The organism is Kocuria sp. ZOR0020 (genome assembly GCF_000800955.1).
In the GTDB taxonomy this organism is placed as follows: domain Bacteria; phylum Actinomycetota; class Actinomycetes; order Actinomycetales; family Micrococcaceae; genus Kocuria; species Kocuria subflava.
Window position 1 is genome coordinate 22292 of sequence record NZ_JROX01000031.1, and the last position, 12649, is coordinate 34940.

The window sequence follows — 12649 nt, forward strand, 5'->3', positions numbered from 1 at the left end:
AATGATGCAGATTGTCTACTGGACGGGAGCACAAGATGGCAGAGCGACGCAGAGGTTTGGGACGAGGACTGGGGGCACTCATTCCCAGTGCACCGACGGAGACTCCCCGGGAGGTCAGTACAGAAGCTCAGGATCATGGTTCCGAGGCGTCGGAACGGTCCGGGACGCCCGTTTTACGTGAAGCGTCCGTTGCAATCGATGCGTCCAGTGGCTCGCCGGTGAACTCACGTCAGACAGTCAACGCTGAGCCACGCAGTATGGAACGGTCCACCCCTGCTGTAGATGCCGTGGCCAATGAGGCGTCCAACAGTACACCCGGCCCCCAAAGCAGTCGGAAACAGCCGACCACTGGCCCCAAGAAGGGCAAGAAGAAGGCTTCATCCAGTGCTAAAGCGTCAAAGTCGAGTGCCGAGACCGCAGCCAAGGTTTCTCCTGCCGAAACTGAGGACACGGTTTCACGTGAAACACCCAAGTCCAGGAAGCGGACCGTCAGCGCTGAGGCACGGCAAAAGGCCATGAAGGCACGCATGGACATGGGGGTCGCAGCCAGGAACTCTGCCACACAGCGACCATCCGACATGTTCTTCACGCCAGGGCCGAGCGGAACAAACGCTGGCGAACAGGCCGTGACAGAGTCGCCTAAGAATGTTGTCTCTGACTGGTCGGTTGAGACACCGCCTGAGACTGTGGATTCGCGTGGCGTTTCACGTGAAACGGCGACCGCCCCAATGTCCTCTGAGTCGGTCCCTGACCCGAGTGACGTCATTGCAGCGCCTGATGGTGCGTCGGGTGCGGACACCGGCGCCGTTGGGGTTGAACCCGACACTGCTGCTGAGCTGCAGCTCGTGCCCGGGGCCAGTTTTGCGGAATTGAACGTCAAGGACATCCACCCGAACCGCAAACAGCCTAGACAAGTCTTTGACGAAGACGAACTGGCCGAGCTGGCTTATTCCATCGGTGAACTGGGCGTGCTGCAGCCTGTAGTGGTCCGTGTTTCACGTGAAACGGAGGGCCCCAAGTACGAGTTGGTCATGGGTGAGCGGCGTTGGAGGGCCACTCAGCGTGCAGGGCTAGAGACCATCCCAGCCATTGTTCGTGAAACCAGCGACGATGACCTGCTCCGTGACGCACTGTTGGAGAATCTGCATCGTTCTCAGTTGAATCCGCTGGAGGAGGCAGCCGCATACCAGCAGCTCTTGGAAGAATTCGGCGCCTCTCAGGAAGAGCTGTCCCGCAGAATTGGGCGTTCTCGTCCGCAGATCAGCAACACCTTGCGCCTGCTGCGTCTGCCGGCCTTGGTTCAACGCCGAGTGGCTGCCGGTGTGCTCTCTGCTGGGCACGCACGTGCTCTCTTGTCCCTTGAGGATCCTGCGGAGATGGAGCGTCTGGCGCAGCGAATTGTGGCGGAGGGACTTTCAGTTCGCGCCACGGAAGAAGCTGTCACGTTGAACAAAAGCCGAAAGCCTGCGGTTCGCCGCAGTGCCGCTACTCAAGAACGGCATCGGGAGCGTTTGGACTACATTGCCGATGCCTTCTCAGACAAGTTGGACACCACTGTGAAAATCAACCTAGGGGCCAGGAAGGGTCGCATGATGATTGAGTTCGCCTCTGTGGCGGACCTGAACCGCATCATCTCAGTCTTGGATCCGCAAGGATTGCCGGAGACCCAGGACTGATCCCGCTGGCGCACCAGCAAGCAAAACGGCCCGGAACACCATGTGTTCCGGGCCGTTTCACGTGAAACCTGACTAGGTTTACTGCTGGGGTCGACGAGCAAGCTCGCGAGCCAAGTCAACGGCACTCATGGTGCCGGTGGGCAAGTCATCAGCAGCTTGGAGATACATCCGCTGGAGGCCGATCACCACGGCGTTGGCCAGATGGCTGCGGTACTCAGCATTCTCCAGGCGACTCAGTTCAGCCTGATTGGAGATGTAGCCCAAATCCACGGAGAACGTGGGCGCCGTGTTGAGGCGCAGCAATCCCCACTGACGTCCGTGGGCACCCAAGTCAAGTGCTCCGGTACGAGCCACGATCTCCCGCAGTGTCAGCGTGGCTCCACGCTGCCCGATCGGTGACAAGGTGGCACCTCCACGGTCTGCATCGCCCCAATAGAACACGGAAGCCCCGTGGGCAGCCGGAGAGGCATTCCAGTCGCAGTCCAGCACAACAACCACAGCGTCTCGTGTGGAGTCCAAGGCTTCCCTGATGTTGGGCTGAACCTCGATCTGTGTACCGTGCCGGTCCGCAATAGGTTCCTTGGACACCAAGACCGGTGTGGCGCCGACTTCCCGCAGCAACTCGTGGGTGCGTACTGCAACATCCGTGGTGATGCGCTTGGCAGTTTCACGGTAACCATCGGGAGCGCCACTGGGGATCACCGGAGCTTCCGTGTGCATGGCCGGAACCAAAATGATCTTTTGAGAACGGATCGCATCCGAGGATCGCTCAAGCCGGTGATAATCCCGTAAAGAGAACGCCTTGGAATCGGAAATCTTCTTGTTCACCCTTGCCAGAGCGGCAATGGTCTGATGATTCACCACACCGTTGCTTTCCAGCCCCAGGCTCTGCTGAAGTTCCACCACCGCGTGATGTGTTTTCTGGTCAAAGGTCCCGGTCAGGTGCCCGTAGTAGAGACCCAACAGGGAAAGGTTCTCTTGAAGACGTTCGACGTCGTCCCCGCGCATGGGTTCTTGCTGATCCCACTGCAGGTTTCGATCACCCAGGGAGTACTGGGCCTCATTGAGCCGACGTTCCGTTTCCGGGCCCACCACGCCGTCGATCACCAGGCCGTGGGTCTGCTGGAAGGCACGCACGGCGGTGTCGACGTCGTCGTCAAAAGCTGCGGGGGTGGTGACATCACGGGGATCCAGGTGGGCGCCTGCTGCGCCCGTGCGAACGAGTCTTTCGCGCAGTCCAACAACGCGGCGGTCATTCATGCCGTGCAACAACGGCTGGGTGATGTCTTCGGACATGTTGTGTGGTGCCTCGTGATGCGATCAGTGGTCAGACGGTGTTCTCACGGATGTGAGACCGATAGTGGAACTGTACTCTCCCCAAACACTAAGGGTGCTGTTTGTGAGAGTTGGGCTCCTTCAACGGGGGAACCCCGACCCGTAAAGGTACACGGGGCCGGGGTTCCGGGTGCTCACATTGCTTTACTCACAAGTAATCGCAATGCAACTGTTGTGCTCATGCGGGCACTCGGTGAATGGGGTCACTCACTGCCCAGGTAATCAGCGAATTCTTTCTCCAGTGCCGCCTTGGGCTTGGCGCCGATGCTCTGCTTCTGCACCTTGCCGTCATTGAACAGGTACACGGCCGGGATGGAGGTGATGCCGTACTTGGCAGCGATCTCCTGGTTGTCATCCACGTTGACCTTGACCACCTTGACGGAATCAGCGTGTTCATCGGAGATGGCTTCCAGGACCGGGCCCACCATGCGGCAGGGACCGCACCACTCAGCCCAGAAGTCCACGATCACGGGCTTGTCCGAGTTCAGGACTTCGGCCTCGAACTCACTGGTGGTGACGTCAATGGTGCTCATGGGAGCTCCTTTCAATACGGGATGGCTTGGTCAGTGGATGGGTGGCAGGCGCTCAGGCGCCGTGGCCGGCCAGATAGTGCTCGACGTCGATGGCAGCCACACAGCCGGAACCGGCTGCTGTGATGGCCTGGCGGTAGGTGGGATCCAGAACGTCACCGGCGGCAAAAACGCCCGGCAGGGAGGTCTTGGAAGAGCGCCCCTGCACGGCCACCGTGCCGTCCGGGGTGATCTCCACCTGGTCCTTGAACAAAGCCGTCCGTGGGTCCGAACCGATGGCCACGAACAATCCCGTCACGGCCAAGGGGCTGACTTCACCGGTCACGGTGTCCTCAAGGCTCAGTTCCTCCACCTTGGCTTCACCGGAGATGCCGATGACCTGCTTGTTCCACAGGATCTCGATCTTGGGATCGTCAAAGGCACGCTTCTGCATGATCTCGGATGCACGGAATTCATCCCGACGGTGGATCAAGGTCACCTTGTCCGCGAACTTGGTCAAGAACGTGGCCTCCTCGATGGCGGAGTCCCCGCCGCCCACCACGGCAATGTTCTGGCCCTTGAAGAAGAACCCGTCACAGGTGGCGCACCAGGAAACACCGTGGCCGGACAAGCGCTTCTCGTCCTCCAGGCCCAACTCACGGTAGGCCGAGCCAGTGGCCAGGATGACGGCCTTGGCGCGCAGCACCTGGCCACCCTCCACCGTGATCTCCTTGATCTCACCGGCCAGGTCCAGCTTGATGGCGTCCTCGTAACGGATGTCTGCACCAAAGCGCTCGGCCTGGGCCTCCATGGTGCTCATCAGCTCCGGACCCATGATGCCGTCCGTGAACCCGGGGTAGTTCTCCACCTCGGTGGTGTTCATCAGATCCCCGCCAGCCGTGACGGAGCCTGCCAGGACAACCGGGTTCAGGTGGGCTCGGGCCGTGTAGATCGCAGCGGTGTAACCGGCAGGACCTGAGCCCACGATCACGACGTCGTGAATTTCTGACTCTCCCGCTGCCTCAGCAGAGGCGGCTGACTGGGTCTGACCGGGGGGTGTTGCTCCCAGGTCGAGTTTCAGGGCCGGGATGAAATCCGTGCTCACGTTGCGTGGCCTTCTTCCGTGGTTGTCCGAAATTGAGCTTCCATGGGTGCTCAACCCCCAGGGGTTGCCAGGTATTCCACCAAGCTGCCGGCACGCCCACGGGGGGTCATGCGGCGTCACAGGCCCATGTCAGGTGACGTTGATGTCCCCGATGCGCAGACCGTAGTTGTATCCCGCAATGGGCTGGGTCAAGGTGGGCAGCTCGGTCCACTCCACGATCAGGTACTGGTGTTCGCTGTCCCGGGCGGCATCCCCCAGCTCCACGGTGGACTGCTGACCCTGGAAGGTTCCCTGGCCCACCTCCGTGGCGTTGTCCAAAGAGGGTTCATCCGCCACGTACACCGTGAAGGAGCCGCCGGTCCCGGATTCCTGGGTGATGGAAACCTGGTTCATCACAGTGGGCTCCTCAAAGCGCACCGCCAAACTGACCGAGCTCACCAGTTGGCTGAAGTCAGGGCTGCTGAACCCGTAGCTGACCCATGTGGTGGCCGGATCCTGGTCAATGACCTGTTCCAGGGTGCCGTCCTGGTCTGCCATCAAGGTGGGGTTGTCCGGAACCAGGCGCAGCGCAGAGACCGGGGTGGCCGTCACAGTCTGCTCAGTGGCTTGATCGGTGGCTGCCGCCGTGGAGTCCTCCGAGCCCTCGCCACCGGTGAACAAATTGCCCAGGCCGCCGAACACCAGCACGGCACCCAGAGCCAGCACACCCAAAAGCACCAGCAGCAAGGCCAGGAGGCCACCGGCCTTGTTGGACTTGCGTTCGGTGGCACGTGCCGCGGTGGAGCCGGAGCCTGACTGTTCACTGCGGGAGCGCACAGCCTGGCGGTTCAGGGCCTCCGTGGCGCCCCCGCCGGTACCGCGGGCCTTGGCCCCCGAGTTGTACTCGTACTCATAGGAGTCATAGCGGTTGTCGCCGTCGTACGTGGGGTCAATGCGGTGGGTGTCCCGTACGGGAGCCTTGTGGGGGGTGCTTCCGCGACCGGCAGCGGCGCGGTCGAACAGCGTGGCCCGCGTGGAGGACTCGGGTGCGCGCTTGATGCGGCCCAGGTGCTTCTCCATTTCCGGGGCAGCCGGTGCGGAGTCGATGTCATCGTCATCCCACTGGTCAAAGAACTCTTCCGAGGTTTCCTCACCCACGGAGTCGGGTTCGCCGTCGTCCACCACGTAGGTTCCAGCAGTGCCTGCCGAACGGGGGCGGCCAAAGATGTCATCGGAGAGGGTGTCGTCATCCAGGGTGCCGGGCTCGGAGAGCAGCTCCTCCGTGATCACGGACGGCGCGGCAAAGGAGGTCACCAGGTAGGTGGTTGAGCCGGACTGGCCCAGGTCCAGGATGTGCAGGTCCGCATCCACAGCGCCGATCGCCATGGCACGCGCGTTCTCCACCACGCGGGAGGTGTGCCGCTCGGAAGGCACCAGGATGGTGACCTCGCGGCCCAGAATCTGGTCCTGGCCACCCAGGATGTGATCCTGCTCATCAGTTGTGAGGACCTCGTCCAACACCTTGTAGCGACCGCCCAGAACGGTCCCGAGGCTGATCGGCTGGGGCACTTGCTCTCCTGAAGTGTTGAGTGTCCTCGCCAGCCCCGGTGTGGGGTCTCAGCGGGGGGTCAGACTGTGTTGGGGGACGTTGGCAGTGTACCCGGCGGCGTGGTATTCACCCGGGGATCTGGCCGGTGAACTCAGCGCTTGAGCCGGGTGGCCAGACGTGCCGTGAGCGGGCGGGTGAGTTCCGGTAGTTCCTTGAGGCCAAAGACCTTGAGAAGGACCAGGTACAGAACACCCGTGACGATTCCGCAGGCGGCAAGTGTGATCAGTGCGGTGACCAGACTGGTCCACGCCCATCCGTCCGTGCTCCACCCACCCAGTAGATAGAGCACACCGGTTCCCAGACCTGCTGCCACCATGGCCGCCCCCAAAGAGCGGACGTGCGTTTCCAGAACCTGCCCCAGACCGTAGTCACCGATCCTCTTGACCGCCCAGAAATGGTAGATCAGCGTGGAGAGGATGTTCTGGGCGGCGTAGCAAGCGGCAATGGCCATGACCATCCGGTTGGGTTCCACCCAGTGCTGGATGGCAAAGGCCGCCCCCACGGTCAGCGCCGAAATCAGGGTCTGCACCAGGAACGGGGTGCGGGCATCCTCCTGCGCGTAGAACACGCGCCCGAACAGGAAGGCCGTGGTCAAAAACGGCGCACCGATTGCAATCACGACGACGACCTGACCCACCACTGCACCAGATGCTTGAATCCCGCCGGAGAACAGCATGCCCAGGGGACCGGCGTAGGCGATCAAGCAGGCTGTGAAGAACACGTTGGCGATCCCGGAATAGCGCAAGGCCTTGGACAGGGCCGCGTTGATTCCTTGGGTGTTTCTCTCCGCCGCCGCGGCCGCCATGGTGTTGAACAGCACCGTGGCAATGGAGAGCCCAATCACACCGTGCGGCAGCGAGTAGAGCATGGTGGCCTGGTTCAAGGCGTAGTTACCAGCAATGACCTGGGGCGGATCCGCCTCCAGGTAAGAACTCACGTAGGCCTGCGGAATGTTGGCGGTTCGGCTCAGTGCCAGGAAGGCCAGGTTGGCGATCACGCCGGTGGCCAGGGTCCAACCGGAGAGTTTGGCTGCCGTGGAGAGCCCGATACCGCGCCATCCGAACTTGGGGCGCAGATCCAGGCCCAGGCGGCTCAGGGGCCACAGCAGGATCAAGGCCTGGGAGGCAACGCCCACCGTGGAGATCACCACCAACCAGAACGTCTGCGCATTGGTCCAGGTGTCAAGGTCGTGCTGGACGGAGGCGTAACTGCCGAACTGCTGAATGAACACCAGCAGACCTGCAATGGCGATCACGTTGTTCAGGGCCGGTGTCCACATGAACCAGCCGAAGGCACCCTTGGCATTGAGCACCTGGCCCATGACCGTGTAGACGCCGTAGAAAAAGATCTGAGGCAGCGTGAACAAGGCGAAAGTGATGGCCAGGGATCGATGGCCCGCCTCCCACCCCGGAGTCATGATGGTGATGATGGGGACGGTCAGCAGCACCACCACCAACGTGATCACGGCCATACCGATCACGGCCAGGGTCATCAAGCGTGAGATGTAATCGGCGCCGTCGTCGGTGGAGTTCTTGGAGGCCTTGATCACCTGTGGCACCAGGACCGAGTTGAACACACCCGCCGCCACCAGCACGTAGATCAGGTTGGGCAGGTTGATGGCCACGTCAAAGATGTTGGCAATGTTGGACAAGCTGCCGATGGCGACGGCCAGAAGGATGGCCTTGATGAATCCCAGGACGCGGGAGACCAGCGTGCCGGAAGCCATGATGGCGCTGGAAACCGCACCTGAGCGGGCCATGTGCGCTCCTTCGTGTTGCCGTTGAGGGTGGCGGGGGCGGCTCGGCCACGATGTGCGTACCGATGAGTCCCATTGAGTTCGGGGACCAGCCTAGAGCTGATGGATGATGTATTCGCGCGCTATCTCGGCGATGCGCCGCTCATTGGGGAAAGACAACTTGCGCCCCAGGTCATCCATGTTGACCCAGGCCACATCAACGGCCTCGTGATCAGGATCATTCTCCGTGGTCAGGTGACCGCCCGTGGCTTCCAGCAGGAAGTGGTGCACGGTCTTGTGAACCCGGTGACCGGAGACGGAGAACCAGTAGTCGATGCTGCCCAACGGTGACAGGATCTCCCCGGCGATTCCGGTTTCCTCCTCGATCTCACGGACGGCGGCCTGCGCATCCGTTTCCCGCCCCTCGGGATGACCCTTGGGCAGACACCATTCCAGGCGTCCGCCCCGGTTGATCCGGGCGATGATGGCCACGGGGTGACCTGGGGTTTCAAGATCGACGACGACCCCTCCGGCAGAGACCTCTTCCACCGTGGGCAGCGCTGCGGCCGGTGCTGCCGGCCGCTTCTTGGGTGCGCTGGGAACGGGGAAAGTCATGCGAACCAGCCTAGCCGTACTTGCCGCAGGGCTCCTCAAGGTGACCGGCTGCCCGGTCTGGAATGATGGGCTGCGATGACGCAGCTGATCGATACCTCCGCCGTGCCCGATGTGGTCCTGGAAGCCGGGCGCCTTTTTGAGGCAGCCGGTCATGATCTGTCCCTGGTGGGCGGGCCCGTCCGGGACCTTTTTCTGGGGCGGTTGGCCACGGATCTGGACTTCACCACAGATGCCACACCAGATCAGACACTGGCCGTGGTCAAGGGGTGGGCGGATGCGGTCTGGGAGATCGGCAGGGATTTCGGCACCATCGGCATGCGCCGCGGTGACATGCAGCTGGAGATCACCACGTACCGTGCCGAGGCCTACGATCCCACCTCACGCAAACCCACGGTGGCTTTCGGCACGGAGCTGGCGGAGGACCTGGTGCGCCGGGATTTCACGGTCAACGCCATGGCCTTGCGTCTGCCCTCCTTGGAACTGGTGGATCTGCACGGCGGCGTGCGGGATCTTCACGCGAAGATTCTGCGCACCCCCGGGACCCCTGAATCCTCTTTCGACGACGACCCCTTGCGCATGATGCGTGCCGCCCGGTTCGCCTCCCAATTGGGCATGGACGTGGCCCCGGAGGTGCTCACGGCCATGACGGAGATGGCGGCCCGGTTGGAGATCGTCTCCGCGGAGCGTGTCCGGGACGAGCTGGTCAAGTTGATCAACGGGATCGATCCCCGCCGCGGGGTGGAGATCATGGTGGACACCGGCTTGGCACAGATTGTGCTTCCGGAGGTTCCGGCGCTGAAGTTGGAGACGGACTCGGCGCATCACCACAAGGACGTCTACCAGCACTCCTTGACGGTCATGGAACAGGCAGCCGGTCATGAATCTGCGGACGGCCCCGTGCCGGGACCGGATTTCCCGCTGCGGTTTGCCGCCCTGATGCACGACGTCGGCAAGCCTGCCACCCGGAGATTCAACGACGACGGCGGGGTGACCTTCCGCCATCACGACGTTGTGGGTGCCAAGATCACGCGCAAGCGGATGAAGGCCCTGCATTTTGACAACGACACCATCAAGACCGTGACCCGACTGGTGGAACTGCACATGCGGTTCTACGGATACGGGGAGGCCGGCTGGACGGACTCGGCCGTGCGGCGCTACGTGCGTGATGCCGGGGACCAGGTGGAGCGCCTGCACCTGCTCACCCGCTCGGATGTGACCACACGCAACAAACGGAAGTCCCAGCGCCTGGCCCATGCCTACGACGATCTGGAACGCAGGATCGCGGAGTTGGCCGAGCAGGAGGAACTGGCGGCCGTCCGCCCGGATCTGGACGGTCAGCAGATCATGGAAGTCCTGGGCATCGGACCGTCCCGCACCGTGGGACAGGCCTACAACTTCCTGTTGGAACTGCGACTTGATGAAGGATCATTGGGTCAGGAAGAAGCCACCGCGCGGTTGTTGAGCTGGTGGGAAGATCAGCAGCAAGGATCACAGACTGGTGAGTGAAACCCGTTGGGTGCCGCTGGGCACCACTGCCCGCTTCTGGACCTGGGCCCTGGTGGGCTTTGCCACGTGGGCGGTGGCGGCATCCTGGTTGATCCGACTGGCCTGTCACCAGATCACCTGGCGTGGTGATCTGCCCATGGCCGGTGCCTGCTACTCGGACCTCCCGTTCTTGTACAGTGCGCGCGGCATGGCGGAAGGAAACTTCCCGTACGTGTCACCGGATGCGCTGCTGGAGTATCCGGTCCTGCAAACGGTGATTGCCTCTTTGACAGGCATGTTCACCTACTGGATCGGTGGCGACCGATCCGTACATACCGCTCAGAGCATATATTTTGACGTCAATGTGGCAGTGCTTCTGGCGGTGTGGATCGTCACGGTCCTGATTTTGGCCCGCCTGGTGGTCCACCCACGCTTTGCCGTGGTGGTGGCCTTGGCCCCGGCGGTTGCCGCCACTGCCGCCATCAACTGGGACCTGTTCCCGGTGCTCACGGTGGTGGCAGCCATCTGGTTCTTCCGGCGTGAGAGCTGGGTGCTGGGCGGCGTCATGCTGGGGCTGGGCACGGCCTTGAAGCTGTGGCCCTTCCTGTTGCTCGGTGCCTTGATTGTGGTGGGGATCCGTACGCGCACGTTCCGTCCCATGATTGCTGCCGGGTTGGCCGCGGCCGGTACATGGGTGGCCGTCAATCTCCCCTTCTATCTGCTGGATCCCCAGCAGTGGAGCTTCTTCTGGTCCTTCTCCTCAGACCGCGGAGCGGGATTCTCCTCCGTGTACCACGTGTGGAACGTGGCGCTCGCGCCACAGATCGGTGCACCAACCCTGAGCGCGGAGACCATCAACGTACTGGCCTACGGCGGATTCGCCCTGTGCTGCCTGGCGGTTCTGGGAATCGGGTTGTTGGCGCCCAAAACACCCACCATCGAACAGCTGAGCCTGTTGATCGTGGCCGCCTTTGTGCTGACCAACAAGGTCTACTCACCACAGTTTGTGCTGTGGCTGGTTCCTCTGGTGATTCTGGCCCGGCCCAAAATGGCACAGTTCCTGGCGTGGCAGGTGATTGAGGTCTTTCACTGGATCGCCATCTTCAACTGGCTGCACCATGCCACACCGGAATCAGGCCTGGCGCAGTTCTGGACTGCCGTCTACGCGGTGGCTGTGATCCTGCACGTGATCGCCGTCGTCGCCATCTGTGCGGCCACCGTCACGGACGTCATGCGCGGCCGGGCCCCGCGGGATTTGGTGCCACTCAGCGCTACAGTGAACCCGGCCGAAACGGCACCGCAGGGTGCCGGCAGCAGTGCCAGGAAGGAGGGAGTCACCCATGGCTGAAGCCAAAAAGGGCAGGCGCGGAGCCAACGGCTTTGTGGTTTTTGTGATCGGCATTCTGGCCGTCCTGTTCTCCTTCCTGCTGCGCGTGCCCTGCCGAGTCCCCGAATGGGACGTTGCCAATCGCTTCCCGGGTCTGTGCGCCACGGAACTGAATCCCGGGGATCTCAGCGTGACCCCCGGAACCATGTTGCAAGGCTTCTTCACCGGCGGACCCACGGGGGATCAGCCCATTGTGGTGGGCATGTTCACCTCCGTCCTGGGGTGGATGACCACAGGCCTGGCGCAGGCCTTCAACATTGAACTCAACGCCAACACGGTGCTGGATCTGACCGTGGTGCTCACCGCCATGGTCTGGGTGATCATCATTGCCACCGTGGCCGGGCTCTCCGGCAAACAGCCCTCTGATCCCGTGGTCATGGCCTTTGCACCCACCGTCCTGCTGGTGGGCTTCACCGCCTGGGACCTGTGGGCCGTGATGTTCATGATGCTGGCCGTGGCCTCCTACATCCGCGGTTCGCCGGGGATCGCGGGTCTGTGGATCGGTCTGGGATCAACGGTCAACCTTCTGCCGGCCCTGGTGCTGGTGGCCATCCTCTTCATGGCTGCGCGCTACCGCTACATCGGTGACTTCTTCATTGCGCTGCTGTCCTCCGTGATCTTTTTTGCCGCGGTCAACGGGCCGTTCATGGTCACGGAGTTCGACCGCTGGCGTCAGCAGTTCCTGGATTCGTTGAACGCACCCGTGCAGAACAGCACCGTGTGGGATGTCTGGAACTCCGTGATCGCAGGTCCCACGGGCCTGTCCATCACCCCGGAGTCCTTGCAGACCCTGTCCCTGGTGGTGGTGTTGCTCGCCGTCGTCGCCGTGCTTCTGGTGACCCTGATGGCAGGCAAGGATCCCAGCATTGTCCAGGTGCTGCTGTTGCTGTTGATCGTGGCCACCCTGTTCGGGCGGGAATGGTCCCTTCTGCAGTCCGTGTGGATGGTGCCGCTGGTGGTGCTGGCACGGCGTTCCTGGATCGAGTTCTTCATCTGGCAGGCCGTGGAGATCGGGTACTGGGCCACGCTCAACGCCCCGGCCGGCGGATGGGAGACCCAACCGCTGTTCGCCCAGGGCTCCTGGACTCCGCAGGAGATTTTTGCCGTGGCCCGCTTTGTTGCCCTGCTGTGGTTCCTGGTGGTGGTGATCATCGACATCCAGCGTGGCAAGCGGGCCCTGTTGATCGGCATCCACGCCAAGAACATGTGATCCG

At 62.3% G+C, this 12649-nt stretch carries 11 protein-coding genes; 4 read left to right on the forward strand and 7 right to left on the reverse strand.

The genetic code is table 11. From position 1 onward, the window contains the following. Positions 1 to 229: 229 nt before the first annotated feature. Positions 230 to 589 (reverse strand): hypothetical protein, encoded by a 360-nt coding sequence (locus L979_RS02020; RefSeq protein ID WP_157980516.1) that lies wholly within the window; start codon positions 587 to 589, stop codon positions 230 to 232. Between L979_RS02020 and L979_RS02025 the strand changes: the two genes are divergently transcribed. Next, entirely contained in the window at positions 516 to 1676 is a 1161-nt protein-coding gene (locus tag L979_RS02025) for a ParB/RepB/Spo0J family partition protein (protein ID WP_369792958.1), read from the forward strand. The two genes, L979_RS02020 and L979_RS02025, sit on opposite strands and share 74 nt — an antisense overlap. Positions 1677 to 1754: 78 nt before the next feature. Here the strand turns inward: L979_RS02025 and L979_RS02030 are convergent, their stop codons facing one another. From L979_RS02030 to L979_RS02055, 6 genes are all read right to left on the reverse strand, one after another. Then, positions 1755 to 2972 (reverse strand): peptidoglycan-binding protein, encoded by a 1218-nt coding sequence (locus L979_RS02030; protein WP_047688582.1) that lies wholly within the window; start codon positions 2970 to 2972, stop codon positions 1755 to 1757. A gap of 242 nt (positions 2973 to 3214) precedes the next feature. Continuing rightward, positions 3215 to 3544, reverse strand: coding sequence for a thioredoxin (gene trxA, locus L979_RS02035; RefSeq protein ID WP_047688584.1), 330 nt, complete (start codon positions 3542 to 3544; stop codon positions 3215 to 3217). A 52-nt stretch (positions 3545 to 3596) separates the two neighbouring features. Then, complete coding sequence (trxB, locus tag L979_RS02040) at positions 3597 to 4625, reverse strand: thioredoxin-disulfide reductase (protein ID WP_081993604.1); 1029 nt, start codon at positions 4623 to 4625, stop codon at positions 3597 to 3599. 129 nt (positions 4626 to 4754) lie between these two features. Continuing rightward, positions 4755 to 6173 (reverse strand): hypothetical protein, encoded by a 1419-nt coding sequence (locus L979_RS02045; RefSeq protein ID WP_047688586.1) that lies wholly within the window; start codon positions 6171 to 6173, stop codon positions 4755 to 4757. Positions 6174 to 6304: 131 nt separating this feature from the next. After that, positions 6305 to 7972 carry a murein biosynthesis integral membrane protein MurJ gene (gene murJ, locus L979_RS02050; RefSeq protein ID WP_047688589.1) on the reverse strand — a complete coding sequence of 556 codons (1668 nt, stop codon included), beginning with the start codon at positions 7970 to 7972 and terminating at the stop codon, positions 6305 to 6307. 90 nt (positions 7973 to 8062) lie between these two features. Beyond that, the gene (locus L979_RS02055; protein ID WP_047688590.1) at positions 8063 to 8563 is read right to left on the reverse strand and encodes an NUDIX hydrolase; all 501 of its coding nucleotides are present in this window, start codon (positions 8561 to 8563) and stop codon (positions 8063 to 8065) included. Positions 8564 to 8638: 75 nt separating this feature from the next. On the opposite strand from L979_RS02055, the gene L979_RS02060 reads away from it, so the two are divergent. The 3 genes from L979_RS02060 to L979_RS02070 are packed head-to-tail and all read left to right on the forward strand — an operon-like array spanning position 8639 to position 12645. After that, positions 8639 to 10069: a CCA tRNA nucleotidyltransferase gene (locus L979_RS02060; RefSeq protein ID WP_052209347.1), complete on the forward strand. Its 1431-nt coding sequence runs from the start codon at positions 8639 to 8641 to the stop codon at positions 10067 to 10069. After that, a complete protein-coding gene (locus tag L979_RS02065; protein ID WP_052209348.1) occupies positions 10062 to 11396 on the forward strand; it encodes a glycosyltransferase family 87 protein in 1335 nt (444 codons plus the stop codon). The genes L979_RS02060 and L979_RS02065 overlap by 8 nt, the downstream gene beginning before the upstream one ends. Further along, positions 11389 to 12645: a glycosyltransferase 87 family protein gene (locus L979_RS02070; protein ID WP_231559353.1), complete on the forward strand. Its 1257-nt coding sequence runs from the start codon at positions 11389 to 11391 to the stop codon at positions 12643 to 12645. The genes L979_RS02065 and L979_RS02070 overlap by 8 nt, the downstream gene beginning before the upstream one ends. The last annotated feature ends 4 nt before the right edge of the window (positions 12646 to 12649 follow it).

Coding starts and splice junctions, on each gene's coding strand:
- L979_RS02025 (WP_369792958.1), top strand. CDS start 516: ATGAAGGCACGCATGGACATGGGGGTCGCAGCCAGGAACTCTGCCACA.
- L979_RS02030 (WP_047688582.1), bottom strand. CDS start 2,972: ATGTCCGAAGACATCACCCAGCCGTTGTTGCACGGCATGAATGACCGC.
- trxA (WP_047688584.1), bottom strand. CDS start 3,544: ATGAGCACCATTGACGTCACCACCAGTGAGTTCGAGGCCGAAGTCCTG.
- murJ (WP_047688589.1), bottom strand. CDS start 7,972: ATGGCCCGCTCAGGTGCGGTTTCCAGCGCCATCATGGCTTCCGGCACG.
- L979_RS02055 (WP_047688590.1), bottom strand. CDS start 8,563: ATGACTTTCCCCGTTCCCAGCGCACCCAAGAAGCGGCCGGCAGCACCG.
- L979_RS02060 (WP_052209347.1), top strand. CDS start 8,639: ATGACGCAGCTGATCGATACCTCCGCCGTGCCCGATGTGGTCCTGGAA.
- L979_RS02070 (WP_231559353.1), top strand. CDS start 11,389: ATGGCTGAAGCCAAAAAGGGCAGGCGCGGAGCCAACGGCTTTGTGGTT.